This is a genomic window from Pseudomonas lurida, from assembly GCF_013522705.1.
Lineage (GTDB): Bacteria > Pseudomonadota > Gammaproteobacteria > Pseudomonadales > Pseudomonadaceae > Aquipseudomonas > Aquipseudomonas quebecensis.
In genome coordinates this window covers 140,269-166,290 of sequence record NZ_JAAMRE010000005.1, presented here as the reverse complement: position 1 = coordinate 166,290, position 26,022 = coordinate 140,269, and the positions used below count along the sequence as shown (strand labels likewise).

24 protein-coding genes are annotated in these 26,022 nt (G+C 54.7%); 6 read left to right on the top strand and 18 right to left on the bottom strand.

Annotated elements, in window-relative coordinates:
* Positions 1–101 precede the first annotated feature (101 nt).
* Positions 102–515 carry a flagellar basal body rod protein FlgB gene (flgB, locus tag G7025_RS06700; RefSeq protein ID WP_108184654.1) on the bottom strand — a complete coding sequence of 138 codons (414 nt, stop codon included), beginning with the start codon at positions 513–515 and terminating at the stop codon, positions 102–104.
* 381 nt (positions 516–896) lie between these two features.
* Here flgB and G7025_RS06695 point away from each other — a divergent pair, with 381 nt between their 5' ends.
* The 6 genes from G7025_RS06695 (at position 897) to G7025_RS06670 (ending at position 5,719) form a co-directional block, all read left to right on the top strand.
* Positions 897–1,103, top strand: a complete 207-nt coding sequence (locus G7025_RS06695) for a co-regulatory protein PtrA N-terminal domain-containing protein (protein ID WP_070411944.1) — start codon at positions 897–899, stop codon at positions 1,101–1,103.
* Between the two features lie 177 nt (positions 1,104–1,280).
* Positions 1,281–3,242 (top strand): copper resistance system multicopper oxidase, encoded by a 1,962-nt coding sequence (locus G7025_RS06690; protein WP_108184655.1) that lies wholly within the window; start codon positions 1,281–1,283, stop codon positions 3,240–3,242.
* A gap of 12 nt (positions 3,243–3,254) precedes the next feature.
* Positions 3,255–3,503 carry a hypothetical protein gene (locus G7025_RS06685; RefSeq protein WP_146225319.1) on the top strand — a complete coding sequence of 83 codons (249 nt, stop codon included), beginning with the start codon at positions 3,255–3,257 and terminating at the stop codon, positions 3,501–3,503.
* Complete coding sequence (locus G7025_RS06680) at positions 3,475–4,449, top strand: copper resistance protein B (protein ID WP_181077572.1); 975 nt, start codon at positions 3,475–3,477, stop codon at positions 4,447–4,449. Before G7025_RS06685 ends, G7025_RS06680 begins: the two co-directional genes overlap by 29 nt.
* A 9-nt stretch (positions 4,450–4,458) precedes the next feature.
* Complete coding sequence (locus G7025_RS06675; RefSeq protein WP_108184496.1) at positions 4,459–5,262, top strand: c-type cytochrome; 804 nt, start codon at positions 4,459–4,461, stop codon at positions 5,260–5,262.
* A complete protein-coding gene (locus G7025_RS06670) occupies positions 5,252–5,719 on the top strand; it encodes a DUF411 domain-containing protein (RefSeq protein ID WP_070411948.1) in 468 nt (155 codons plus the stop codon). Before G7025_RS06675 ends, G7025_RS06670 begins: the two co-directional genes overlap by 11 nt.
* 305 nt (positions 5,720–6,024) lie before the next feature.
* Here the strand turns inward: G7025_RS06670 and G7025_RS06665 are convergent, their stop codons facing one another.
* The 17 genes from G7025_RS06665 to atpB all read right to left on the bottom strand — a co-directional run bounded on the left by G7025_RS06665 (position 6,025) and on the right by atpB (position 26,008).
* Positions 6,025–6,357, bottom strand: coding sequence for a DUF2790 domain-containing protein (locus G7025_RS06665; protein WP_039593249.1), 333 nt, complete (start codon positions 6,355–6,357; stop codon positions 6,025–6,027).
* 187 nt (positions 6,358–6,544) lie between these two features.
* Positions 6,545–8,176, bottom strand: coding sequence for a TniQ family protein (locus tag G7025_RS06660; RefSeq protein ID WP_236167833.1), 1,632 nt, complete (start codon positions 8,174–8,176; stop codon positions 6,545–6,547).
* A gap of 382 nt (positions 8,177–8,558) precedes the next feature.
* The gene (locus tag G7025_RS06655) at positions 8,559–10,226 is read right to left on the bottom strand and encodes a TnsD family Tn7-like transposition protein (protein WP_181077571.1); all 1,668 of its coding nucleotides are present in this window, start codon (positions 10,224–10,226) and stop codon (positions 8,559–8,561) included.
* Positions 10,227–10,242: 16 nt separating this feature from the next.
* Complete coding sequence (locus G7025_RS06650; RefSeq protein ID WP_095160024.1) at positions 10,243–11,703, bottom strand: ATP-binding protein; 1,461 nt, start codon at positions 11,701–11,703, stop codon at positions 10,243–10,245.
* Entirely contained in the window at positions 11,700–13,868 is a 2,169-nt protein-coding gene (locus tag G7025_RS06645) for a Mu transposase C-terminal domain-containing protein (protein WP_108184499.1), read from the bottom strand. Before G7025_RS06645 ends, G7025_RS06650 begins: the two co-directional genes overlap by 4 nt.
* On the bottom strand, positions 13,865–14,719 hold the full coding sequence (locus G7025_RS06640; protein WP_024014928.1) for a TnsA endonuclease N-terminal domain-containing protein: 855 nt from the start codon (positions 14,717–14,719) through the stop codon (positions 13,865–13,867). Before G7025_RS06640 ends, G7025_RS06645 begins: the two co-directional genes overlap by 4 nt.
* A gap of 282 nt (positions 14,720–15,001) precedes the next feature.
* Positions 15,002–16,834 carry a glutamine--fructose-6-phosphate transaminase (isomerizing) gene (glmS, locus tag G7025_RS06635; protein ID WP_181077569.1) on the bottom strand — a complete coding sequence of 611 codons (1,833 nt, stop codon included), beginning with the start codon at positions 16,832–16,834 and terminating at the stop codon, positions 15,002–15,004.
* A 10-nt stretch (positions 16,835–16,844) separates the two neighbouring features.
* Positions 16,845–17,612, bottom strand: a complete 768-nt coding sequence (locus tag G7025_RS06630) for a DeoR/GlpR family DNA-binding transcription regulator (RefSeq protein WP_181077567.1) — start codon at positions 17,610–17,612, stop codon at positions 16,845–16,847.
* 228 nt (positions 17,613–17,840) lie between these two features.
* Positions 17,841–19,208 carry a bifunctional UDP-N-acetylglucosamine diphosphorylase/glucosamine-1-phosphate N-acetyltransferase GlmU gene (gene glmU, locus G7025_RS06625; RefSeq protein WP_181077566.1) on the bottom strand — a complete coding sequence of 456 codons (1,368 nt, stop codon included), beginning with the start codon at positions 19,206–19,208 and terminating at the stop codon, positions 17,841–17,843.
* A 122-nt stretch (positions 19,209–19,330) separates the two neighbouring features.
* Complete coding sequence (locus tag G7025_RS06620; RefSeq protein WP_003177061.1) at positions 19,331–19,747, bottom strand: F0F1 ATP synthase subunit epsilon; 417 nt, start codon at positions 19,745–19,747, stop codon at positions 19,331–19,333.
* Between the two features lie 44 nt (positions 19,748–19,791).
* Positions 19,792–21,168 (bottom strand): F0F1 ATP synthase subunit beta, encoded by a 1,377-nt coding sequence (gene atpD, locus G7025_RS06615; RefSeq protein ID WP_065953331.1) that lies wholly within the window; start codon positions 21,166–21,168, stop codon positions 19,792–19,794.
* Between the two features lie 27 nt (positions 21,169–21,195).
* On the bottom strand, positions 21,196–22,056 hold the full coding sequence (gene atpG / locus G7025_RS06610; protein WP_181077564.1) for a F0F1 ATP synthase subunit gamma: 861 nt from the start codon (positions 22,054–22,056) through the stop codon (positions 21,196–21,198).
* A 50-nt stretch (positions 22,057–22,106) separates the two neighbouring features.
* Positions 22,107–23,651 carry a F0F1 ATP synthase subunit alpha gene (gene atpA / locus G7025_RS06605; protein WP_034101605.1) on the bottom strand — a complete coding sequence of 515 codons (1,545 nt, stop codon included), beginning with the start codon at positions 23,649–23,651 and terminating at the stop codon, positions 22,107–22,109.
* A gap of 21 nt (positions 23,652–23,672) precedes the next feature.
* Positions 23,673–24,209: a F0F1 ATP synthase subunit delta gene (locus G7025_RS06600; protein ID WP_181077563.1), complete on the bottom strand. Its 537-nt coding sequence runs from the start codon at positions 24,207–24,209 to the stop codon at positions 23,673–23,675.
* Positions 24,210–24,221: 12 nt separating this feature from the next.
* A complete protein-coding gene (locus tag G7025_RS06595; protein ID WP_003177066.1) occupies positions 24,222–24,692 on the bottom strand; it encodes a F0F1 ATP synthase subunit B in 471 nt (156 codons plus the stop codon).
* Positions 24,693–24,746: 54 nt separating this feature from the next.
* Positions 24,747–25,004 carry a F0F1 ATP synthase subunit C gene (gene atpE / locus G7025_RS06590; RefSeq protein ID WP_002555987.1) on the bottom strand — a complete coding sequence of 86 codons (258 nt, stop codon included), beginning with the start codon at positions 25,002–25,004 and terminating at the stop codon, positions 24,747–24,749.
* Positions 25,005–25,138: 134 nt separating this feature from the next.
* A complete protein-coding gene (gene atpB, locus G7025_RS06585; RefSeq protein ID WP_034101609.1) occupies positions 25,139–26,008 on the bottom strand; it encodes a F0F1 ATP synthase subunit A in 870 nt (289 codons plus the stop codon).
* Positions 26,009–26,022 lie beyond the last annotated feature (14 nt).

Here is a 26,022-nt window from a genome sequence, read left to right as displayed (position 1 = left end):
CCTGCTCCTGAGTAGAGCGCCGTCTGGAGGAGAATACCTCTGAATCTAGGAGTACTTAAGCTGCTGTGTCGGTCCAAATGGGCTCGCATGCGCCTGCGCTGCTAGTCACCGCGCAGAGCTTTGAGCAAACCCTTGAATGCTCCATTCAACCGAGTAAAAGCCGCGTTGAAACGTATTGCGTTTTCTGTGTATTTGGCGACCTCGACCTGCTGATCGACAGTATTTTGGTCCAAGGCAGGCTGAGCCGGCGTGCTGTAAAACAAGTCGCGCCCGTATATAGCCACCGCCGATTCTTTCTTAAGAAAATGCTTTGCGTTTGTTGTTTTCAAAGAAAACGCAGTGGTAGCAGGTTCTTTGGTTTGGCTGGCGAGCACAGTAGAAAAATCCAAGTCTTGGGCTTTGAAGTTCGGAGTGTCAGCGTTCGCGATATTGTTACTCAAGATCTCAGCTCTTTGGCCACGATAAACTAATGCTCTTTCTGCGGAGCCTAATGCTTTCTCAAAATTAATACTCACAATTAATCACCCTCGGTGGCATTACTATCTTCTTTGATCATTGAACTCAGCTGTTGCAGCAGCGCATTCAAGTCTCCTATTAATTTTAATGGAGAGACCTAGAACATCGCCTCCGTGAGAATTAATGGAACCCAAAGCAATGATTACACTTCAATCTTATATTCAATAAAAGTCGCGCAATGCGAAAAGATGGAGACCATACGTATTAAATAGCGTGTACTTCAAGAAAAATATCCAAAACTGACACAACTGTAATATTGGCCTAAGCTTCCTGACAGGGGGTGTCTCTTATAGTCCAACTGAGTCTTTTGCTCACCCCCAAAGAGTCCAATCCATGATGTGATTCAGAGGGGATATTTTCACACATCTGAGGTAGCCCATATGAACACCATCAAAACCTTGTTCGTCGCCGCAGCGCTGACTGTTTCCACTCTGGCCATGGCTGAAGGCGGTGGTGACCGGACTTTCGCACGTATGGAAGTGGCCAGGACGAATTCGATGGAATCGTACCAGGTAGCTCAAACGCAGAGCGCTCAACCGCCTGTCGCTGAAAGCAAAGCCAAAGCGATGGACCATAAAAACTGCTGAACGATCAGGCACGCGGCCAAGCTGACAGAAATGTAATCACGAAGGTGGTTTAGATGTGGCAATTTCTGAGCTCGCTTGCAATGAAAAATTCGTCTTTTTTTCGGTAAGCGAAGCTCATCTTGCCAACTCACGGGTTGATTTGAACGGCTCCCTTTTGACTGATTGGAAATAAACGGCATGCATTCCAAAACCTCTAGACGGACATTCGTTAAAGGCCTGGCCGCCGGCGGCATCCTTGGCGGCCTTGGTCTGTGGCGCACTCCTGTATGGGCAGTGACCAGTCCAGGTCTGCCGAGCGTCCTCACCGGCAACGAATTTGATCTGTTTATTGGTGAAACGCCGGTAAACATCACTGGCTCGCCGCGCACAGCCATGACCATCAATGGCTCGTTGCCGGGGCCTTTGCTGCGTTGGCGCGAAGGAGAGACGGTCACTCTGCGCGTGAAAAACCGTCTGGAGCAAGACACCTCCATTCACTGGCACGGCATCATTTTGCCTGCCAACATGGATGGGGTACCGGGTTTGAGTTTCCACGGCATCGCGCCGGACGGCATGTACGAGTACAAGTTCAACGTGCATCAAAACGGCACGTACTGGTACCACAGCCACTCCGGGTTACAAGAGCAGGCAGGCGTTTACGGGCCAATCGTAATCGATTCGAAAGAGCCTGAGCCGTTTCAATACGATCGCGACTATGTGGTGATGCTGACTGATTGGACCGATGAGGATCCTGGTCGCGTCATGGCCAAACTCAAGAAACAATCGGACTACTACAACCACCACAAACGTACCGTGGGCGACTTCATCGACGACGTCAGCAAGCAAGGTTGGTCTGCTGCCGTCGCCGACCGAAAGATGTGGGCAGAAATGAAAATGAACCCCACTGACCTCGCAGACGTCAGTGGAGATACTTACACCTACCTCATGAATGGCCAGGCGCCCAACGGTAACTGGACCGGTATTTTCAAACCGGGTGAGAAGCTGCGCCTTCGTTTTATTAACGGCTCGGCGATGAGCTATTTCGACGTTCGAATTCCTGGCTTGAAAATGACCGTTGTGGCCGCCGATGGCCAACACGTCAAACCGGTCAGCGTCGACGAATTCCGCATCGCCGTAGCTGAAACGTATGACGTGATAGTTGAACCCGCCAGTGAAGAGGCTTACACCATCTTCGCCCAGTCTATGGACAGAACCGGGTATGCACGCGGAACCCTCGCAGTTCGCGAAGGATTAAAGGCACAAGTGCCTGCGATCGACCCTAGGCCTCTTTTGTCCATGGATGACATGGGAATGGGCGGTATGGCTGGTATGGACCATGGCAGCATGGCTGGTATGGGCAGCGGCGACATGTCCGGCATGGCTGGCATGGATCACAGCAAGATGGCGGGCATGGACCAAAGTGACATGACCGGGATGACCGGCATGGACGGCGGTGATATGACTAGCATGGCTGGTATGGATCACAGCAAGATGGCTGGTATGGACAAAGGCGACATGGCCAACATGGCTGGCATGGACCATAGCAAGATGGCGGGCATGGACAAAGGCGATATGTCCAACATGGCCGGCATGGACCACAGCAAGATGGCTGGCATGGGCGGTATGGGTGGAGAAATGCAGACTCACCCAGCCTCCGAAACCAACAACCCCTTGGTTGATATGCAAGCCATGACCCCGACGCCAAAGCTAAACGATCCAGGCATCGGTTTGCGGAACAATGGTCGTCGAGTCCTCACCTATTCAGACCTGAAAAGCACTTTCCAGGACCCTGATGGCCGCGAGCCCAATCGCACCATTGAGCTGCATCTGACCGGTCACATGGAAAAGTTTTCCTGGTCCTTCAACGGCATCAAATTTTCTGACGCTGAGCCCCTTCGTCTCAAGTATGGGGAGCGTCTTCGCATCACCTTGGTAAACGACACCATGATGACGCACCCCATTCACCTTCACGGAATGTGGAGCGACCTTGAAGATGAAAACGGCAAGTTCATGGTACGCAAGCACACAATCGACATGCCACCAGGTACCAAGCGCAGCTATCGAGTCACCGCCGATGCTTTAGGGCGCTGGGCCTATCACTGTCACCTGCTTTTCCATATGGAAATGGGCATGTTCCGTGAAGTACGGGTTGATGAGTAAAGGAGACGATCTGTGAGCACACACCTAAATCATAAATCGCTGGTCGGTTGCCTCTTTGCCTTTGGCCTGATGGGTGGATTCTCCTCCGTAGCATTGGCAGTCGAAGAAAGTGGTGATCATTCACCTGTTACTTCTGCAAATGCGACGAACAAGACTGCGACCACGTCAACCGAGGCAACGTCGAATCACGGGACGATGCCTCATACCAAGATGCGCCATGAGTCGATGGATCATGACCAAGAAAACAAAAAGGCGGATTGAGATCATGACCAGGAATTTTTTACGCCCAACGTTGATGGCATTGGCAGTTTCTACGAGTCCTGTGTTCTTTGCCGTGGCTCACGCCGCTGAAGAGATGGATCACTCCAAGATGAACCATGGCTCCGTGGGAGCGATGGACCATAGCAACATGGGGGCTATGGACCACAGCAAGATGAAAATGGATGACGGGCAAATGACCGGAATGGAAAGTATGGGTGGAGGGACTACGACCACCAGTCGAACCCCTGTCCCCGTACTTACCGACGCTGACCGTGCAGCCGCCTTTCCAGACGTCGCTGGTCATGGTGTTCACGACAAAGAAATCAACTCTTTCATGCTGCTGGATAAGTTTGAGTACCAGGATGCAGACAACGGTAGTGCGCTGGCCTGGGATGCGAAAGGATGGATCGGCGGTGACATTGATCGACTGTGGTTGCGCTCGGAAGGCGAACGTACCAATGGCGTGACGGAAAGCGCTGAATTATCCGCGCTCTGGGGGCACTCTATTGGACCGTGGTGGGACGTCGTCACCGGTGTACGACAGGATTTCAAACCAGGGTCCCCTCAAACCTGGGCCGCACTTGGCATTCAGGGCATGGCCCTCTATAACTTCGAGGCCGAAGCGACTGCCTACATCGGTGAGAACGGTCAATCGGCTGCTCGGCTGGAAGGCGATTACGACATTCTGCTGACGAATCGATTGATTTTGCAGCCGACGGCCGAGGTCAATTTTTACGGAAAGAATGACCCTCAGCGCGGCATCGGGTCCGGATTAGCCAACACCGAAGTGGGGCTCCGATTGCGTTATGAGATTGTCCGCCAATTTGCCCCTTATATCGGGGTGAGTTGGAGCCGTTCCTATGGCAATACGGCAGACTTTGCACGTGAGGAAGGTGAAGACGCCAGCGAGGCACGCTTTGTCGCCGGTATTCGGATGTGGTTCTGAGAACCGAGTATGAAAACAACGCTGAAGGCACTGATTGCTGCTGGTCTGGCCACCGTATCATCGGCTGCCGGCGTGGTGTATTTCGGCGTGATCAATGTCGGGGCGGATGATCCGCACTCCGCCCCCGTCTACGCAATACTTTCTATTGCTCGGGATCGCTCGATCGAAGTGCGCTCGCGCAACATTCAGGTCCCCGACCTGAGCCAAGAAGCCCTCATCCGTGAAGGTGCTGGCAACTACAACTCGATGTGTGTCGGTTGCCATTTGGCTCCGGGGCTTGCAGGCACCGAACTGAGTAACAGCCTTTACCCCGCACCTCCGAACCTTTCGAAACTGGGCGTCGATGGGCACCCAGCCGCAGCTTTTTGGATCATCAAGCACGGCATCAAATCCACCGGCATGCCCGCGTGGGGCAAAAGCATGGCCGATCCCTACATATGGGGGATGGTCGCATTTCTCCAGCAACTTCCGTCACTGGATGCAGAGCAATACAAGGCTCTGATCACGAGTAGCGGTGGCCATCAACACGGTGGTGGCGAAAGCGTGATGCACAACCATGAGGGTCAGCATGGAACGACCCAGGGGCAAAGTGGCGCAGGTGCTGCCAACCAAAGGGCGGAAGTCCGCGCTCATGATGACGAGAAAAACACGGCACATGCCCATGGCCCCTCCGCAGCGCCGTCTGCAAATGAGCCTGCTGACCACGCCGATCATAAGGTTAGGGAAGCTTCAGATGATGCGGCCCCGACTCCAACCGTACAGCCCAAATCACATACACATACTGATGGGAAGGAACATACCCATGCGAAATAAATCTCTTCGTCGCAGACGGGCACTTCGTCTCGCTGCTCTCGTGGCTCTGTTCATCAGTTCAGCCAGTCACGCAGCAGAGCCATTGACGATCGATGTACATCGCGACGCTAATTGCGGGTGCTGCAAGAAATGGATCCAGCACCTTGAAGCTAGCGGCTTTACCGTCGTTGATCACGTGGAAACCAACATGAGCGCGATCAAGCGCGGTCTCGGGATTTCTCCTGAGCTCTCGTCTTGTCACACAGCAACCATCAACGGAAAGTTTGTTGAAGGTCACGTGCCCGCCGAGCAAATCATTGCGATGAGCAAACGTGATGACCTGCTCGGGATTGCCGTTCCAGGCATGCCGGCCGGCTCCCCAGGAATGGAAGTGGACGGGAAACATGACGCGTATAAGGTAATCGGCTTGTCAAAGGCAGGCACAGACCACGTCGTTGCTGAGTACCCCGAAAATTGATCTTCTAATCTTGCTCCTGCATGGTGAGGGTCATGGCCGTGCAGAGGAAATAGCTCATTTCGAACGTAAAAAAGGCGCCACTAGGGCGCCTAAACCACCTCCCAAACCAAAGGAAAAACAAGGAGGCGGGATGTATCAGGTGGTCGAGCAATTGTTTACTGTACGTTAGAAACACTTCAACTGACGGACATGATTTCATAAAATGGATAACTTCAGCCTTTCCTGAAAATTACTTCTACGTCAGCGAGCAGTAAGCTAGTTTCGGACAAAGGAGAATTATGCAGTTCTTAAATAATTTTCATTGTCTAGCTTCCATGGGGGCAGTTGTCGGCCATGACCTTATATTCCACGGTGTTAAGCTTGCCCGTAGAGTCTTCATAGGTCATGCGCGAAGGAGCAACCCCACAGGTTTTATTGGCTTGCGTGACACTGACGACCTTCTGGATATCGAGGTTCATACCATATTCATAATGAACAACTTCAGGAGGAGTCTTGCCGTTCCTTGAGGCATATTGTTCCATTGCTTGTTGGTTCTCTTGCATCATTCGACCATACACGCGGTCACCGCCTCCTTCCGCCATGGCTAATGAAGATAAGGTCAAAATCGAAGCGGCGCAAAACGCTTTCACTGCTGTCATTGCTGTCATGATTTTCTCCTAAAGCTCAATTTACTGAGTTAAAGAGTAACAAGTGAAAGCTTTCAGAAAGCTGCCGCGAAGGTTACTAATGTGAAAGGTGGACGCTACCCCGCATTTACGCTTTCAAGCCAGATGGGATTTTTGTTAACACCAAAGGTTGGCAGACGCTGACGGAACAAAGATGCCCTCAAAAGCTTATTTGAACCGGTGGTCCCTCCCAATTCCTCGATACGCCGGTAGACCTGAGCAGGGCCTCCGCGTCGACCCCGGTTCTTGCCAGGCTTTCCAGATCCCACTCAAAGAAACTGGAGAAAACCAGGAAAACCTTGCTTGATACCGCTGAGGTCAATCTTACCGTCGAGTAATTCACGGGGAGCTTCATCCTGATGAGTTCAGAGACAGTCCACACCAAAGTTCTTAGACGGAAATGCCATACTGACTCCTGATGAATCTTGATCTGTTGATAAGTCAGAGGGAACCTCTGCTTGCGTAGATACAGCTCATGAGGTAATGAACCTGGGAGCAGCGATTGCAAATTCCGAATGTTCACTCTCTTCGGATCTTTCGTAACTTTATACAGCTCATCTACGCCCGCTTCGATAAGGGCTGCATAGGCGTCGTCTCTTGAATCGACGGACTTTTCGACCTTAACTGTAGCTTTTTTAGGGGCATGGAGTTTTGCCATTAACCATGCGTTATCATTTTCTAGAATCCATTGCGTAGGTTTGTACGCCTTCTTCCAGAGGTACTCGATATTGGCATCGGTACGCAGCGCTAAAAGCAACTCGATTTTTTGGCGATATCTAGTTTTTTGGCTAAGACGCGATTCTTCGACTTTGGGCGCTCGCGGAGAAACAGCGGCACTCAGCAGGATTGACTCATTCTTCAGAGCCTCTTCAAAGCCATCTGCACTGGAAAACAAATGTAGAGCAATGATCAAATGCCGCGCGAGCGGCATATTTAGCTGACCTTTATCTGATTTGAGCCGGATCCATTGCTCATGCTTTCCGTTGTTGTAGGCTGGATCAATCTGCGCCAAAAGTTCATCGCCGTAAGCGCTTTGGATGCTGTCGAATAGTTTCGCAATACCCGCATTTTTTCCGAAAATGAATCCGCGCTTCTTGCATTGGCGGACGTAGCACGAACTCAATACCGTACTGCCTATCGGAGGAATATTGCGTTGCAAGATATCGTGTGCGAACAGAGCGACTTTCTGTTCCATCTTTGAACCCTTGTGTATTGCTGCGCTGTTTAACGGGCTCCAGCCGCATGCGCATGGCTCAGTCAGATTGGGAAGCAGCTTCAATTTACGGTAGAACGGGCGAGAGCACTCGGGGCAGGCATGGATCAATGCGTCGCCATGACGCCAACAGACGGCAACACCGGGTATCTGGTGAGATCGATGCCAGTAGGCAGAACCCCGCTCAATCAAATCTTCCTGAACGCAGGTTGGACAAAGCTTAGCCTTGCCATGGGAGGACTCTTCTCTGCGGGGCACCCGTACCACCCCGTCATAACCCAGCGGTCCTTCGTTGTTCTCCGGCCCCTGCTTAACCCCAAGAAACGGCCGGTAAGCAGGAAAAGTAGTATTGCTACTGATCAGCTCTGCGAGATTGCTCTCCGATTGCCCCGGCAGCCTGTGCGCGAGCCTCTCGATCTGCTTGGGTACGATGCCACCAATGCAAAAGGGTGTCGATGCGAACAAATCGCGGTAGGTTTCTGTCGCGGTTCTATTGCCTGACAGATAGTGATAGCGGGTGACACGAGAGTGCAGCATTTCATCCGGCATCGACACGGGAAAAAATAATAGATCAGACATCATTTACCAATTAAAGGTAGGGGTCGAAGAGAACGTGCATCCGGGGGCAGTATATATGCAACCCGTAAAATTCTGTATCCGGTCTGGATTTGGAAATGACACAGCCGCTCAACTTTGAATCGTAGTAAATTCATCTGAACCCCGCCGCGCCCGTACTCCTTGAAATACAGAACACGTATCGATAACCCGTGTAGGTCAGCCCATGGCGATTGCAAAACTATTTCGGGTGATCGCGGGTTAGTACGTTTTAGATGATGATTGTGATCATCCAGCGTATGCCGACGCTATTCTGGTGGGTGCAAATTTTCATTAACAGAGAAACAATATGTTCACGGTGAATTGATTTAGAACTTTTTTTAGATGGAGGGAATGCCCGGCTGGATTACAGCGGGGGCCGAATGCTCGCGACCCTGTAGAGCGAAGAACGTGATATAGGCTTGCCCTCCGAGAACAATTGGCGTCTAGCCCATCGCAGACGCCTATCGTGAAAGCCTTCGATTGGTTCACATACTTTTTCGAGCATTGCTGCACAGAGAGGAAGCTTGCAGAGCTGCTTTTCGAAGCGAGAAAGAACATGAAGCTCCCGACCAATCCTGGTACGCGAAATGCGGACAGGCTTGCCCGCGAGAGCATAAAGCGTGTCGGCACACTGACGGACTTCGCCGGCCAGTCTCGCATCGAGGGCAGCGAACATTTCGGTGCTATTTAGACGAGGCGTACGATGTGGGCTTGGGTTTGCAGTTGACTCCGAAAGCCACTGTCTATCGTGACGATACAGCCATGCATACCCCCTGCATGCATGTGCTTTGTAAAATCGATAATCAGCCTCGAAAGCCGCGCGTCTTGCGCATAGCTCAATGTGAAATCGTGCCTCCCTCCAAGCATCTTGCCCGCCGGGTACATTTCGGATGTGACGATAGACATACGCTGATGAAACGCCTAGAACGGCAGCGATCTTTTTGGCATCAGCTCCTTCAAGAGCATGTTCCCACACAGCGGCTGACGAACAGTCCAGGCCTTCACCAGGCATCACCGGAGAAAGGCGCGCGTGAAGCCGAATGTGAGCTTTCGGATCACATGCCACCGCCTGGTTCACAGGGCATTGACCATGCAGCAAGCTCACCATTTCAACGCCCAGAGCACCGGCCAATAAGATGTATTTGAGCGGATGGTGAGAGGTTATAGGCGTACGAAGCAGCTTCGTGACCCATGAGGCGGGTGTACCTGCACGAACATCTCCGAGTATAGAAAATTCCCATTCTCGCGGGAGTGCGGCAAAAAAATCGGCCATGTGCTGCGCCAGCATGTGCAGGTGCAAGCGATGGTTATCAGAAGCAAGGTTGAGCTGCGTTGCCCTGTGTAAAAGCGTGAAGCGCACCGCCTCCGCCGACAAAGCAGTGACTTCAGACTCGAGGACCTGAAGTGAGCGCAACGCTATTTCGTGAAGCGGTGGCATGCACCGCAACGGGGTGTCGAGAAGTACTGTGTGTGCTTGCACATTCTCATCACTGGGCAGATTGAGTTGTCGAGAGCTGCGGCTGGACCAGCGAGGATCAAGGATCCTGAGTGACGTACCGTGATGCGGACATACCAGCACGCCTGGAAGCATGTGGACCCTGTGCCAGTAAGCGACTCCCCGTTGAGCCTGATCTTGGGCGATACATTCTGGGCATAACCGCACTCGGGAGGCGAATCCAATACGGCTCGCGTTGACGCCCAGCTTTAACATCAAGCCTTTACCATCAGCGGTCATCAGCGTCCGAGCGTGTTCAACCTGGCTCACCCTCAAAAACGGCGCGTAATAGGGTAGTAATGTGTGGCGCATCAGGACCTCGGCTACCGATAGCTCGGTACCGCTGGGTAGCGCGTCGACAAAATCCCCTAAGTGACTCGGGAATGCCACATTTTGCGAAAAAGCTGCCGCCGATTTCAGTCCGGCAAATGCTGCTTGGCAATTACGAACACCGCAAAGACGGGCATAACGAGAAATCACGCTGTGCAGCGTCTCGTCGGGAAACGCGGCGGGGAAGAAATGGAGTTTAAGCTGCACTTCACCCCCCTCCTACTCACGCTTTGTGATACATCGGTGAGAACTCAAACAGGTCCTCGTTGAGCCAGCCCGCAGCGCGCAGAGCGTCGAGGGGAGCGTCATGTTCGCTAAGCGCTTTAGCCTCTGAGTTTTCCACAGCAGTAGCAATCGGCGATGGGTGATCTTTCGCAAGAATGGTTGGAGATGGGTCTGCCGGTTTCTCACGGGATACAACGCTTCGAAGCAAGGTGAGGCGATCCTCTCGTGCCAATCCATCGAAGACCATCATTTCGCTCAGTTGATCCTCAATCGGCAGCAAATCGTCAAACTGTCGCATCCGCTTCGGATCACGGCTACGCAGGGCTGAAAGGGCTGGCTTTAGAATCTGCATTTTTGAGTTGCTTACCTTCACCATGACCTCGGCAGTCAAACACTCCGAGCCACTCTGGACCGCATAACGCTGACTCAATACCAGCAGCTTGACCAGGAAATCTGTCACGCCTTGAGTGTGTTCATACAGCGTGTCAAAAATCTCGTCGGTCAGCTCGGCAGTCTGCTTGCACCACTGATAGCTCCAGAGATTTTCGACCAACAACCGCCACTCCTCATCATCCTTTTCGAATCGTTTGAATTCGAGCGTACCGGCACCACAAACTCGGCGGGCAGTCCGCATGGCTTCTGAGAACAGGCTAATTGTCGAGTTCGTGCCACTGAAAACCACCGGGATACCGATGTTGTTTACCAAGTGCAGGAAAAAATTCAGCATGCTCTCTTTACCACCGGTTTTCGCCAGGTGGAGGTTTTGCAGCTCGTCGATCAACAAGGCGCCGATGAAAAACGTGCTGGCCACCTGCTCCATCTGTTGCAGCGCATCATTGATGTTTCGATGCCTGTAGCGCTTGTGGTAGTCCTTATCTCCTAGAGCGTCACCAACCGCATAAAAAAACTGCTGGCAAAATCCAGCCAGCGATCCATCCCGAGGGCAGTCAAGCTTCAGCCATGTGATTTGGGTATGAACAAACTGCTTTCCCTCATAGCGCTCATGACGGATTGTCTGTGGATAAAGGCTCAAGATGGCGTGGAGCGCCGTCGACTTGCCAATGCCGCTCAGGCCGACGACGGTAAACGTTTCTGCAGTGGACTTGAACGCATCGTGGTAACGCTGAGCTCCCGATAAAGAATGCAAATGCCGGACGGTAGCGGGCGACATAGGGTTACGCCCGACATACCCTCGACGGATGAGCAGTGAGAACAGGGCCTCCAGTTCCAGATGTAGCAAGAACGGCTGTACGACGGTTCTCAGCCTGTCGATACAGTGAATTCGAGTGGCTCCTTCGAGCGTCAGCTCTTTCGGATCCACCGGCTGAGGAAAGTTCGAGATCAGTTCAACAGCCGCCGCCTCCGACAATATCGGAGGCAAAGCTTCGATCAGCGGGTTACCCGCGTACTCACTAATGTCCTGTCTGACGTAATTGGCAAACGTCTGTGCACCTTTCATTTTGCCTGTCCTGGCCGAATTCTTTTGAGCAAATCGATAACCTGCGCGGTGCGCTCGCCGGCATATGAATCATGCGCTTTCGGTGTCGTTTCAGATTGAAGTGAAGCTGGCTCCACCCTCACGCCTTCAGGAACAACCGCATTTTCACGCTCACGGAGACGTTCTTCTGCGCGGTTCTCGCGGATGTGTCCAGTGGCCTCTGCCTTGGTAGGCGGAGCAGGTTCCTGTTTTCGTTCTGCGAGCGCATGACTGATGATCTGGTGGACCTGATCGCTAAGCTGCACACGGCTTTCCAGCTCAGCTCGCCGGCGCGTAGGCGGTTTTTGGCGATAGGCTTCGAGCAGATCAAAAATCTCGTCCGAGCGGTAATTCGCGTAACCGGCATCCGATCGTCGAAGATCACAACGGATAAACTGCTTGGCCTCTCCTTGAATCCAAATGTGTGCCGCCGAGTTCGGATCGAACCAACACTCTATTGACCAAACGCCCCCTTTGCGAGCCTTGGCAAACCAATCTTTCTCTATGGCCATATCACACACGTAGTGCATGCCGCGAAACATCACTCCGCCCTTTTGAACGGTCGCGCGCTCACGCGGTAAAAGGTGGAGATAAACCAGCTCGTCGGGACGTTTGTTGGATTCGATCAGGTCGTTGTCGCAGGCCCAATTCCATATACCGTTGGGGGTAGGTTCTACGCCGTCATTCATCATCGCTTGAGTCAGTCGGTCAGGCTGTCGATGGTGTCGGTTATAGTGGAGCACGCAATTAATGAGGATTTGGGTGAACTCTTTGAGGTTCAGCGTGGCATCGAGCCGGTAATCTCGCTCGCCGCGCTCTTTGTCCCTCGCAGCTACCCCGCCAGGTAGCCATCTGATACCCGTCAAATCATTCAAAATGCCAAACCGACTTTCTACCATAGGCTTCCAATCAGGCCGATAAGGTGGAGCAGTGCCCATCTCAATTCCCAATCCTGAGGATAACCCCTCTGCTGCGAGTGACAGCATCTCTCCCCGGTCGGCGTAAATCTGGTGGGGCAGGTGGTGACAATTCCAATCATCTGCATTGATTTCAACGCCGTTCTGAGCGCAGAACTCGACTTTGGAGGTAAACGCGTTGAACAGCGCTTGTCTCGCCCCATTCCAACTAGGGCCCTCCAATCCTACATAGAGACCAGCAATTATTCCGGAGAAACTATCCACTACGATATAAACGACGGGCCGACCAATGAGCATCCGTCTAGAGTAGCTGTTGACCAAATAAATATCGGCAATCGTTGCGTCGATTTCGAACTGATGACAGGGTCCACGCAGCCAATCTCGAACGGTACCTGAAAGCGGACGGCAATCCTTTAACCACCTCCTCAACCCTTTACGGCCACGCTCGGTTTCAATCTCGTCGAAAAAAATCTGCCCCCAATATTGGAACTGCCTCAAGCTGGGGAGTTCTGAACCAGGCAACAAACGAAGCGCTTCTTCACTGTTTTTAGAGATGTCTCGAACAGAGTAGAATCGTCTCAACATTTCGTCATATGCGCTCGAAATGGAAGATTTCTTATCTCTTACATAAAGAGCATATCCAACACGGATGCATCGTTTATCAACTGCACTGAGCATCTTTGAAGGCGAAGTAAGAACGCCTTGAAATTTAGGCTTTCGCCCTGGTGGCCTGCTCGGATCATATTTTCTATCGGCAACACCTACTGCCGTATAATTGTTAAGCAATGAGTTGCGAACTTGACCATATAACCAATAGCGGTAAAGAAGCCGATAGATCGTTTTCCGCTGAATTCCGAGTTCTGACGCCCGTTTGCTAACAAGTCGGCCTAACTCACCTCGTACAAATATTTGTCCTGGGTATTCAGGATCTAGCAGAGGGGCGATGACGGCCCACTTTTCGTCCCGGCCTTGCTTGGCTCTCTCATCCAACTGTTCCTCAAGCACAAGCATGAACTCGGGCGTGGCAATGGCTGCTGATTTGGTGTGACCAGACGCTAACGATCGACGCAGCTCCTCCAGTCCAACAGCGTATGGCTGCCGGGGTGGGTCAGCTAGATCCATCAAAACTGCTAAGTCATGCGTTTCATCCTGGTAAAGGAGCCTGGCTATCGTAGCGATGACCGACAGATCGGTTACAGGCTCGAAAACGTCATTAACGAGAACAGTCATGACATTTTCTCCTTCAACGATACTTGGACAGGGCTCGGTGAAACTTCGAAGCCAGGAACTAGACCAGTAAGGTGGAGAGGAGTGTTAACCAAATCGATTTTCAGTATCTTGTTCCAAACCAGATGAAAGAAAATTGCTTGAGCGTCTATATAGGAAATGGACAGAAGTGATGCTATTTTTCTTAGACAGGTGGCCAAGGTCCACGAATATTCCCGGCTGTTTACAAGGCACTCGATAAAATTCGAATGCAACGGCGCTTTCATTAAATCACGAGAGAGCTTCGAGTACCTCCTGATTAGTCCAAGATTTTTAATCAAATCTCGTGTAAAAAACTCGTCTGTTACGATTTTCCAATCAACACCTTGGCTTTCCCAAAAACGCTTTTCAATTTCAAGTTTTTCAAGCGTTCTTTTACTTCCGTTGCCAATTAAATCGGAACGATACTTCACCGTCCTAGCTACCGATTTGAAGTTTCCGCTCGGGTCCTTAACAGTTAACAGGAAGTCTGTTGTCATCACATAAGGCAGTGTTGTTCTAGGGTATCTTGGATAGCGTACATCGATCGCCGACGCTATCGCTTGCGCACGCTCTGTGGGTAGTAAAGGGTATTGCTCCCGGATATCCACGACGTCTTCAGAAAATTCACACACAAGGAAGTAGGAACGCTCGAGATCTGACAGGAGGTGATGAATCCTCTCGATCTTCACACCTTGAATCTTGTGCGAACGACCTATCGACGGGACATCTTGTACCCGCAGCCAAGGCACGTAGCTTGCCCCGGCGCCTTCGCCAAATCCATTTGCAATGTGCCGTTCAATGTCCTGCTGTGATGCAAATTTACGACCTCGCAACCCACGCCTCCTCAGTCGATGCGGACCGCTTCACCTCGCGTCGAGAAAAAGTCGTAGAAGGACACGACCGCCAAAGCGGCCGCATTCAAAACATTTTCCAGACTACACCCGCTGAAAGTTGAAGCGATGATTCCAGACCAAAGGGAAAGCCTGGAAAGGAAAACCCCCGTAGATACGGGGGTTTGAGCCTTGTGTCAATCTATGTTCATGCGTGTCAAACTTTATTGTTTTGTGTCAATCTTTATTGTTGAAAACCAGGGCGGGTCCCCGGGAAGCGGCGGATTACTCCACCGTCACCGACTTCGCCAAGTTACGCGGCTGGTCAACGTCTGTGCCCTTGAGCACGGCCACGTAGTACGACAGCAGTTGCAGCGGGATAGTGTAGAGGATCGGCGACAAGGTGTCGTGGATGTGCGGCATGTTGATGACGTGGGTGCCTTCGCCATTGGTCATGCCGGCCTTTTCGTCGGCGAACACGATCAGCTGGCCGCCTCGGGCACGCACTTCCTGCAGGTTGGACTTGAGCTTTTCCAACAGTTCATTGTTCGGCGCCACGGTGACCACTGGCATGTCGTCATCCACCAGGGCCAGCGGACCGTGTTTGAGTTCGCCCGCCGGGTAGGCTTCGGCGTGGATGTACGAGATTTCCTTGAGTTTGAGCGAGCCTTCCATCGCCACGGGGTATTGCGCGCCACGGCCGAGGAACAGGGTGTGGTTCTTGTCGGCGAACAGTTCGGCGACTTTTTCCACGGTGCTGTCCATGGCCAGGGCTTCGCCCAGGCGGGTCGGCAGGCGACGCAGTTCTTCGACCAGGGTGGCTTCCACGCCAGCGGCGAGAGTGCCACGCACTTGGCCCAGGGACAGGGTCAGCAGCAACAGGCCGACCAACTGGGTGGTGAATGCCTTGGTGGAGGCCACGCCGATTTCGCGACCGGCCTGGGTGAGTAAGGTCAGGTCGGACTCACGCACCAGGGAGCTGATGCTGACGTTGCAGATCGCCAGGCTGGCCAGGAAACCCAGCTCCTTGGCGTTGCGCAGGGCGGCCAGGGTGTCGGCGGTTTCACCGGACTGGGAGATGGTTACGAACAACGTATCGGGCTGTACCACCACCTTGCGGTAACGGAACTCGCTGGCCACTTCGACCTGGCACGGGATGCCAGCCAGTTCTTCCAACCAATAACGCGCGACCATGCCGGCGTGATAGCTGGTGCCGCAGGCGACGATCTGCACATTGCGGACCTTGGCGAACAGCTCGGCGGCCTGTGGGCCGAAGGCGTTGACCAGTACTTGGTTCTGGCTCAAGCGACCTTCCAGCGTGCGTTGCACCACGGACGGTTGCTCATGGATTTCCTTGAGCATGAAGTGCCGGAACTCGCCCTTGTCGGCGGCTTCGGCGCCGTCGCGGTATTGCACGGCTTCGCGCTCGACGGAGTTGCCGTTAATGTCCCAGATCGCCACGCTTTCGCGACGGATGTCGGCAATATCGCCTTCTTCCAGGTACATGAAGCGGTCAGTCACCTGGCGCAGGGCCAGTTGGTCGGAGGCCAGGAAGTTCTCACCCAGGCCCAGGCCGATCACCAGCGGGCTGCCACTGCGGGCGGCCACGACGCGGTCGGGCTGGCTGGCACTGATCACCGCCAGGCCGTAGGCACCGTGCAGTTCCTTGACCGTGGCCTTGAGGGCGTTGGTGAGGTCGTTGTGGTCCTTGAGCTTATGGTTGAGCAGGTGGGCGATGACTTCGGTGTCGGTGTCCGAGGTGAACACGTAGCCCAGGGCCTTGAGCTGTTCGCGCAGCACTTCGTGGTTTTCGATGATGCCGTTGTGCACCACCGCCAAGTCACCGGAGAAATGAGGGTGGGCATTGCGCTCGCACGGTGCACCGTGGGTGGCCCAGCGGGTGTGGGCAATGCCCAGGCGACCGACCAGCGGCTCGCCGGCCAGGGCCTGGTCCAGTTCGCTGACTTTGCCCGGGCGACGCATGCGCTCAAGCTTGCCGCCGTTGGTGAAAACCGCCACACCGGCGCTGTCATAGCCACGGTATTCCAGGCGCTTGAGGCCTTCGATCAGGATGGGCGTAATGTTACGTTCAGCGACTGCGCCAACAATGCCACACATGGTGTTTCTCCTAGATGATTGCCGCGCATATCAACGTGATGCCGCGGGCTTGGATCTGGTCGCGGGCCTCAAGCGGCAGGCGATCATCGGTGATCAGGGTATGGACGCTGCCCCAAGGCAGTTCCAGGTTGGGAATCTTGCGGCCGATCTTGTCGGATTCGACCATCACCACCACTTCACGGGCGACTTCGGCCATCACGCGGCTCAGGCCCAGCAATTCGTTGAAAGTGGTGGTGCCACGCTCCAGATCGATGCCATCGGCACCGATGAACAGTTGATCAAAATCGTAGGACCGCAGCACTTGCTCGGCGACCTGGCCTTGGAACGAGTCCGAATGCGGGTCCCAGGTGCCGCCGGTCATCAACAGCACCGGCTCGTGTTCCAATTCGCTCAGAGCGCTGGCCACATGCAGGGAGTTGGTCATCACCACCAGACCAGGCTGGTGGCCCAGCTCGGGGATCATGGCGGCGGTGGTGCTGCCGCTGTCGATGATGATGCGGGCGTGTTCGCGCAGGCGTTTGACTGCAGCACGAGCAATGGCGCGCTTGTACGCAGAAACGGGTTGGGCAGGATCGCCGACCAATTCCTGAGGCATGGTGATTGCGCCACCGTAGCGCCGCAGCAATAAACCGTTGCTTTCCAGGGCAGCCAGGTCCTTGCGGATGGTGACTTCGGAAGTTTCGAAACGCTTGGCCAATTCATCCACACTGACTTCGCCCTGTTCGTTGAGCAGGGCGAGGATGTTGTGGCGTCGTTGAGGTGTATTACGTTTCGACATGGTAGTGATAAGTTTCGTTTCGAAAGATAACGAAGGCAATCAAAACCTATTGGGAGGGTATCGTCAAGCGTCGGGAACAGATTTTTTAAGCGACACATATGAACATGTGAGAGGGGGCTTGCCCCCGGTAGCGCTGGGTCAGTCAGCTCATCTGCCACTCACCCACCGCCATCGGGGGCAAGCCCCCTCCCACTTTGAGGCTATGCTGCTTATATAACTGTGGATAACTCAGGTCTTTTTGATTTTGACCGGGCGTTTCCAGCCGTCGATGTTGCGCTGGCGGGCTCGGGCTACGGCCAGCTGCAAGTTATCCACATCCTGATTGATGGTGGAGCCGGCGGCGGTCGTGGCGCCATCACCCAGCCTGACCGGGGCGACCAGCGAGTTGTTGGAGCCGATAAACACGTCTTCGCCCAATACGGTCTGGTGCTTGTTGGCGCCATCATAATTGCAAGTGATGGTGCCAGCGCCGATATTGGTGCGCGCACCGATTACCGCGTCACCCAGGTAAGTCAGGTGACCGGCCTTGGCGCCTTCTCCCAAATGGGCATTCTTCAATTCAACGAAGTTACCCACATGGGCCTTGGCATCCATCACAGTGCCAGGACGCAACCGCGCAAACGGCCCGGCATCGCTGCCCTCGCCCATCACGGCACCGTCGATATGGCTGTTGGCTTTTACCACCACGCCTTTGCGCAGGGTGCTGTCCTTGATCACGCAGTTCGGGCCAATCACCACGTCGTCTTCAATGATCACGCGGCCTTCGAGGATCACGTTGATATCGATCAGCACGTCACGGCCCACGGTGACCTCACCGCGCACATCAAAACGCGCAGGGTCGCGCAGGGTTACGCCCTGGGCCATCAGGCGACGGCCTTCGCGCAGTTGGTAGTGACGCTCCAGCTCGGCGAGTTGCTTGCGGTCGTTGGCGCCCTGCACTTCCATCGGGTCGTGTGGCTGTTCGGTGGCGACTACCAGGCCATCATTCACGGCCATCTCGATGACGTCGGTGAGGTAGTACTCGCCCTGGGCGTTGTTGTTGGACAGGCGGCTCATCCAGTCGGCGAGCTTGTTGGCCGGAACGGCGAGGATACCGGTATTGCCTTCGGTGATCGCACGCTGGGCTTCGCTGGCGTCCTTGTGTTCAACGATCGCGGCAACCTTGCCATCGGCGTTGCGCACGATACGCCCGTAGCCGGTAGGGTCATCCAGCTCAACGGTGAGCAGGCCCATCTGGCCGGGTACCACATGTTTTAGCAGGCGTTGCAGGGTTTGCACTTCGATCAGCGGCACGTCGCCGTAGAGGATCAGCACGGTGTCGGCGGTGATGAACGGCACAGCCTGCGCGGTCGCGTGGCCGGTGCCCAGTTGTTTGTCCTGCAAGACGAAATTCAGGTCATCCGCCGCCAGGCGCTCGCGCACCACATCAGCACCGTGGCCGATCACCACGTGGATACGTTGCGGGTCCAACTGACGAGCGCTGTGGATAACATGCCCAAGCATGGAATTACCCGCGACCGGGTGCAGCACCTTAGGCAGGGCCGAACGCATACGGGTGCCCTGGCCTGCGGCGAGAATGACGATTTCAAGAGACATGAATGGCTACCAATCCTGGGCGGTCCGGGTTCAGACCAAAGAAGTGTTTTGCAAAAAAGAAAAAGGGTAGCCGAGGCTACCCTTTTTAATCAATCGCGCATGAAGCATGACGGCGTGGCCGCTTACTTTTTGCGGATCTGCTGGAGAGTACGCAGCTGAGCTGCGGCCTCGGCCAAACGGACTGCAGCAGCGCTGTAGTCGAAGTCTGCGCCTTTTTCGTTCAGGGCCTTCTCGGCAGCCTTGACGGCTTCCTGAGCGGAGGCTTCATCCAGGTCGCCAGCACGTTGCACGGTGTCGGCAAGTACCTTGACCATGTTCGGCTGAACCTCAAGGAAACCACCGGAGATGTAAAACACCTCCTTTTCCCCGCCTTGCTTGGTCAGAGTGATCGGACCTGGCTTCAAGCTGGTGATCAATGGCGCGTGACCCATGGCAATACCCAGGTCACCGAGTTCGCCGTGTGCAATCACCATTTCTACCAGACCGGAGAAGATTTCCCCTTCCGCACTGACGATATCGCAATGGACTGTCATAGCCATCTGATTGCCTCAACCTGATGAGCGCCCGTTTCCGGGCGCCTGGATTACAGTTTCTTGGCTTTCTCGATCGCTTCTTCGATGCCGCCGACCATGTAGAACGCTTGTTCTGGCAGGTGGTCGTAGTCACCGTTGAGGATGCCTTTGAAGCCAGCAATGGTGTCTTTCAGGGAAACGTATTTACCCGAAGCACCGGTGAAGACTTCAGCCACGAAGAACGGCTGCGACAAGAAGCGCTGGATCTTACGAGCACGGTTTACCAACTGCTTGTCGGCTTCCGACAGCTCGTCCATACCCAGGATCGCAATGATGTCCTTCAGTTCTTTGTAACGCTGCAGCACGTACTGAACGCCGCGAGCGGTGTCGTAGTGCTCCTGGCCGATCACGTTCGGGTCCAGCTGGCGCGAAGTCGAGTCCAGTGGATCGACCGCTGGGTAGATACCCAGGGAAGCGATGTCACGAGACAGTACGACGGTGGCGTCCAAGTGGGCGAAGGTGGTCGCTGGCGACGGGTCGGTCAAGTCATCCGCAGGTACGTATACCGCTTGGATCGAAGTGATCGAACCTTCCTTGGTCGAAGTGATACGTTCCTGCAGAACGCCCATCTCTTCAGCAAGGGTCGGCTGATAACCTACTGCCGAAGGCATACGGCCCAGCAGTGCGGATACTTCAGTACCGGCGAGGGTGTAACGGTAGATGTTGTCGACGAACAGCAGAACGTCGTTACCTTCGTCACGGAACTTCTCGGCCATGGTCAGGCCGGTCAGTGCCACGCGCAGACGGTTTCCCGGCGGCTCGTTCATCTGACCGTAAACCAGCGCCACTTTGTCCAGAACGTTGGAGTCCTTCATCTCGTGGTAGAAGTCGTTACCCTCACGAGTACGCTCACCCACACCGGCGAACACGGAATAACCGCTGTGCTCGATGGCGATGTTACGGATCAGTTCCATCATGTTTACGGTCTTGCCTACACCGGCACCACCGAACAGACCGACTTTACCGCCTTTGGCGAACGGGCAAACCAGGTCGATAACTTTGATGCCGGTTTCCAGCAGGTCGTTGCCGCCTGCCTGCTCTGCGAACGACGGCGCAGCGCGGTGGATACCCCAACGCTCTTCGGTGTCGATCGGGCCAGCTTCGTCGATCGGGTTGCCCAGTACGTCCATGATCCGGCCCAGGGTCGCTTTACCGACCGGTACGGAGATGGCTGCGCCGGAGTCGATAACGTCCAGACCGCGCTTCAAGCCTTCGGTGGAACCCATCGCAATGGTACGAACCACGCCGTCGCCCAGCTGCTGCTGAACTTCCAGGGTAGTGTCCGCGCCTTGTACTTTCAGCGCGTTGTAGATGCTCGGTACGCTGTCGCGTGGAAATTCCACGTCGATAACGGCGCCGATGATTTGAACGATACGTCCGCTACTCATAGCTGGATCCTCTGAATATTTGAACCGTTAAACCGCGGCAGCGCCGCCGACGATTTCCGAGATCTCTTGGGTGATCGCAGCCTGACGCGCCTTGTTGTAGATCAGCTGCAAATCGCTGATCAGATCACCGGCGTTATCGGTAGCGTTTTTCATCGCGATCATCCGCGCCGCTTGTTCAGCTGCGTTGTTCTCGACCACCGCCTGGTACACCTGCGACTCCACGTAGCGCACCATCAAGCCATCAAGCAGCTCTTTGGCGTCTGGTTCGTAGAGGTAGTCCCAGTGGTGCTTGAGTTCCTGATCCGGGGTCGCCACCAGTGGAATCAATTGCTCCACGGTCGGCTGCTGGGTCATGGTGTTGATGAACTTGTTGGATACCACGGACAGGCGGTCAATCCGGCCTTCCAGGTACGCATCCAGCATCACCTTCACACTGCCGATCAAATCATTGATCGACGGCTCTTCACCCAGGTGGCTGATAGCTGCAACGGCGTTACCGCCGAAGTTGCGGAAAAAGGCCGCACCCTTGCTACCAACTACACACAGATCGATCTCGACGCCGTTTTCGCGGTTTACCGCCATGTCCTTGACCAGGGCCTTGAACAGGTTGGTATTCAAACCACCGCACAAACCACGGTCACTGCTCACAACCACATAACCCACACGCTTAACGGCGCGTTCGATCATGAAGGGGTGGCGGTATTCCGGGTTGGCGTTGGCCAGATGCCCAATTACCTGGCGGATACGCTCCGCATAAGGACGGCTAGCAGCCATGCGCATTTGTGCCTTGCGCATTTTGCTGACCGCCACTTTTTCCATGGCGCTGGTAATTTTTTGCGTGCTTTTGATGCTCGCAATCTTACTGCGAATCTCTTTTGCGCCTGCCATGTAACACCTATCAGGTTAGCAAGCGGGAGCCTTGCGGCTCCCGCTGCGGCTTACCAGGTTTGGGTGGCCTTGAACTTCTCGATACCGGCTTTCATGCCAGCGTCGATATCGTCATTGAAGTCACCCTTCACGTTGATCTTCGCCATCAAATCGGCGTGATCGCGGTTGAAGTAAGCAATCAGCGCTTGTTCAAAGCTGCCGACCTTGGCGATTTCAACGTCGGTCAGGAACCCACGCTCAGCGGCATACAGCGACAACGCCATGTCAGCGATCGACATTGGGGCGTATTGCTTCTGCTTCATCAGCTCGGTAACGCGCTGACCATGCTCAAGTTGCTTACGGGTCGCTTCGTCCAGGTCAGAAGCGAACTGGGCGAATGCCGCCAGTTCACGGTACTGAGCCAGAGCGGTACGGATACCGCCGGAGAGCTTCTTGATGATCTTGGTCTGAGCGGCACCACCCACACGGGATACCGAAACACCGGCGTTCACTGCAGGGCGGATGCCTGAGTTGAACATGGCCGATTCCAGGAAGATCTGACCGTCGGTGATGGAAATCACGTTGGTCGGAACGAACGCGGAAACGTCGCCAGCCTGGGTTTCGATGATCGGCAGTGCGGTCAGGGAACCGGTTTTGCCGGTCACTGCGCCGTTGGTGAACTTCTCTACGTACTCTTCCGAAACGCGGGATGCGCGCTCCAGCAGACGGGAGTGGAGATAGAACACGTCGCCTGGGTAAGCTTCACGGCCTGGTGGACGGCGCAGCAGCAGGGAGATCTGGCGGTAAGCCACGGCCTGCTTGGACAGATCGTCGTAAACGATCAGCGCGTCTTCACCGCGGTCGCGGAAGAATTCACCCATGGTGCAACCGGAGTACGGTGCCAGGAATTGCAGCGCAGGAGATTCCGAAGCACTGGCAGCCACGATGATCGTGTTGGCCAGGGCGCCGTTTTCTTCCAGCTTGCGAACCACGTTGGCGATGGTCGATTGCTTCTGACCGATGGCTACGTAGACGCAGAAAATTCCGCTGTTCTTCTGGTTGATGATTGCGTCGATGGCCAGAGCGGTTTTACCGATCTGACGGTCACCGATGATCAGCTCACGCTGGCCACGGCCGACAGGAATCATGGCATCGACAGCCTTGTAGCCAGTCTGTACAGGCTGGTCTACCGACTTACGCCAGATCACGCCCGGAGCAACTTTCTCGACCGCGTCGGTCTCGGTGTTGCCCAGTGGACCTTTGCCGTCAACAGGGTTACCCAGTGCGTCGACTACGCGGCCCAGCAGTTCCTTACCAACCGGAACCTCCAGGATGCGGCCAGTGCACTTGGCGCTCATGCCTTCAGCCAGACTGGTGTACGCGCCCAATACAACGGCACCTACGGAGTCTTGCTCCAGGTTGAGGGCCATACCGTAGACGCCGCCCGGAAACTCGATCATCTCGCCGTACATAACGTCGGCCAGACCGTGAATCCGCACGATGCCGTCAGATACGCTGACGACAGTGCCTTCGTTACGGGCTTGGGAGGTCACATCGAGCTTGTCGATGCGGCCCTTGATAATTTCACTTATTTCGGAAGGATTGAGTTGCTGCATTGCTCTGCTGCCCCTTCAAACTCAAGATTTCAATGCTTCGGCAAGTTTCGCGATTTTGCCGCGAATCGAGCCATCGATAACCAGGTCGCCGGCACGGATAACAACACCACCAATCAGGGATGCGTCCTCCGAAGCTTGCAGGCGCACTTCCCGATTGAGTCGTGCACTGAGAACCTTGGCGAGTTTGTCTTGCTGTTCTTGGTTCAATGCGAAAGCACTGGTCACTTCAACGTCTACCGATTTCTCTGCGTCGGCCTTGTACAGGTCGAACAGTGCGGCGATCTCCGGCAGAAGCGGGAGTCGGTCGTTTTCGGCAACGACATTGATGAAGTTCTGCACTTTCATATCGAACTTGTCGCCGCACACTTCAATAAAAGTGGCGGCCTTGTCTGCGCTCGTCAGGCGCGGGGCCTTGAGCACGCGCTGCATGGTGTCGTCCTGCGACACGGCTGCAGCCAGGCCGAGCATGGCTGACCAAGAGGCCAGCTGCTGGTGGGCCTGGGCGTGCTCGAAGGCTGCCTTAGCGTAAGGTCGGGCCAACGTGGTCAGTTCTGCCATGATCGCCCTCGCTTAAATTTCAGCAGCCAGTTTGTTAACCAGCTCCGCGTGCGCGTTTTGATCGATTGTGGCACCAAGGATCTTCTCAGCACCGCCGACCGCCAGAGCACCCAGTTGGGCACGCAGCGCGTCTTTGACGCCGTTCAGTTCCTGTTCGATCTCGGCATGAGCCGAAGCCTTCACACGGTCAGCTTCGACGCGGGCTTTTTCAACAGCCTCTTCGACGATCTGGTTACCGCGTTTCTTGGCTTGCTCAATGATCTCAGCTGCCTGTGCTTTAGCTTCGCGCAGTTGATGACCCACTTTCTCTTGGGCCAACTCCAGGTCGCGAGCTGCACGGCTGGCAGCGTCCAAGCCGTCCGCGATCTTCTTCTGACGTTCGTGCAAAGCCGCGATGACCGGAGGCCACACGAACTTCATGCAAAACACTACAAAAATGAAGAACGCAACGGATTGGCCAATCAGGGTTGCATTAATGTTCACGCCAACACCTCGCTCATTCGTTGTCCAACACCCCAATCACTCGAAATCGAGTGATCAGCCAGCGAGTTGACCAACGAAGGGGTTCGCGAAGGTGAAGAACAGAGCGATACCAACGCCGATCATGGTCACGGCGTCGAGCAGGCCGGCGACGATGAACATTTTAACTTGCAGCATTGGAACCATTTCTGGCTGACGCGCTGCGCCTTCCAGGAACTTGCCGCCCAGCAGGCCGAAACCAATGGCAGTACCCAGGGCGCCCAGGCCGATCAACAGTGCAACAGCGATAGCGGTTAGACCAACTACAGTTTCCATCTTTCCTCCCGACTTTTACGTCGTATGGTTTAGGTTTTTTAGATTTTAAAGCGGTAAAACAAATCGTTTCATCAGCCCTGGTGGGCCACCTTCCCGTTTCACCGGGAAGGACATCAGACTGGTCGAGACCGGTCTTAATGGTTCTCTTCGTGCGCCATCGACAGGTAGACGATGGTCAGCATCATGAAGATGAAGGCCTGCAGGGTAATGATCAGGATGTGGAACACAGCCCACGCCCACTGCAGAACAACGCCCAGGCCGCTAAGCCAGAGCAGGCCGCTGCCGAACATCACAGCGATCAGGATGAACACCAGTTCGCCGGCATACATGTTGCCGAACAGTCGCAGGGCCAGGGAAATAGGCTTGGCGACCAGGGTGACGAATTCCAGCAGGAAGTTCACCGGAATCAGCAGGGCCTGAACGAAAATGTTCTTGCTGCCGAACGGGTGCAGGGTCAGTTCGCCGATGAAACCGCCGATGCCCTTGACCTTGATGCTGTAGAAAATGATCAACGCGAACACCGACAGGGCCATGCCCAGGGTGGCGTTAGGGTCCGTGGTGGAGACCGCACGGAATGGAATGTGGTGATCGCCGGAGATCAGGATGGCCAGTTGAGGAATCCAGTCGACCGGGATCAGGTCGACGGCGTTCATCAGGAACACCCAGACAAAGATGGTCAGCGCCAGCGGTGCGATCACCGGGCTACGGCCATGGAAGCTGTCTTTCACGCTGCCATCGACGAATTCGACCAATACTTCAACGAAGTTCTGCAGAGCACCCGGTTGACCGGAAGTCGCCTTCTTCGCCGCCATGCGGAAAATCAGGACGAAGATCAGACCCAATGCGACCGACCAGCCCAGAGTATCCAGGTGGAAAGCCCAGAAGCCCATTTCTTTGGCTTCTGCTGCGGTGTGGGCGAAGCCCCAGCCGCCGTTGGGAAGCTGACCGAAGGTCAGGTTCTGCAAGTGGTGCTGGATATAGCCCGAAGCGGTTGTTTCTGCCATGGTTGCCTCAAACG

Excerpts from the sequence above, each read along its gene's own strand:
- G7025_RS06650 (WP_095160024.1), bottom strand. The coding sequence starts at position 11,703 with ATGAAAGGTGCACAGACGTTTGCCAATTACGTCAGACAGGACATTAGT.
- G7025_RS06600 (WP_181077563.1), bottom strand. The coding sequence starts at position 24,209 with ATGGCAGAACTGACCACGTTGGCCCGACCTTACGCTAAGGCAGCCTTC.
- atpG (WP_181077564.1), bottom strand. The coding sequence starts at position 22,056 with ATGGCAGGCGCAAAAGAGATTCGCAGTAAGATTGCGAGCATCAAAAGC.
- G7025_RS06660 (WP_236167833.1), bottom strand. The coding sequence starts at position 8,176 with ATGTCTGATCTATTATTTTTTCCCGTGTCGATGCCGGATGAAATGCTG.
- G7025_RS06665 (WP_039593249.1), bottom strand. The coding sequence starts at position 6,357 with ATGACAGCAGTGAAAGCGTTTTGCGCCGCTTCGATTTTGACCTTATCT.
- atpB (WP_034101609.1), bottom strand. The coding sequence starts at position 26,008 with ATGGCAGAAACAACCGCTTCGGGCTATATCCAGCACCACTTGCAGAAC.
- atpE (WP_002555987.1), bottom strand. The coding sequence starts at position 25,004 with ATGGAAACTGTAGTTGGTCTAACCGCTATCGCTGTTGCACTGTTGATC.
- G7025_RS06680 (WP_181077572.1), top strand. The coding sequence starts at position 3,475 with ATGACCAAGAAAACAAAAAGGCGGATTGAGATCATGACCAGGAATTTT.
- G7025_RS06670 (WP_070411948.1), top strand. The coding sequence starts at position 5,252 with ATGCGAAATAAATCTCTTCGTCGCAGACGGGCACTTCGTCTCGCTGCT.
- atpA (WP_034101605.1), bottom strand. The coding sequence starts at position 23,651 with ATGCAGCAACTCAATCCTTCCGAAATAAGTGAAATTATCAAGGGCCGC.
- G7025_RS06695 (WP_070411944.1), top strand. The coding sequence starts at position 897 with ATGAACACCATCAAAACCTTGTTCGTCGCCGCAGCGCTGACTGTTTCC.
- atpD (WP_065953331.1), bottom strand. The coding sequence starts at position 21,168 with ATGAGTAGCGGACGTATCGTTCAAATCATCGGCGCCGTTATCGACGTG.
- glmU (WP_181077566.1), bottom strand. The coding sequence starts at position 19,208 with ATGTCTCTTGAAATCGTCATTCTCGCCGCAGGCCAGGGCACCCGTATG.
- G7025_RS06645 (WP_108184499.1), bottom strand. The coding sequence starts at position 13,868 with ATGACTGTTCTCGTTAATGACGTTTTCGAGCCTGTAACCGATCTGTCG.
- G7025_RS06690 (WP_108184655.1), top strand. The coding sequence starts at position 1,281 with ATGCATTCCAAAACCTCTAGACGGACATTCGTTAAAGGCCTGGCCGCC.
- G7025_RS06620 (WP_003177061.1), bottom strand. The coding sequence starts at position 19,747 with ATGGCTATGACAGTCCATTGCGATATCGTCAGTGCGGAAGGGGAAATC.
- G7025_RS06675 (WP_108184496.1), top strand. The coding sequence starts at position 4,459 with ATGAAAACAACGCTGAAGGCACTGATTGCTGCTGGTCTGGCCACCGTA.
- glmS (WP_181077569.1), bottom strand. The coding sequence starts at position 16,834 with ATGTGTGGCATTGTTGGCGCAGTCGCTGAACGTAACATTACGCCCATC.
- G7025_RS06630 (WP_181077567.1), bottom strand. The coding sequence starts at position 17,612 with ATGTCGAAACGTAATACACCTCAACGACGCCACAACATCCTCGCCCTG.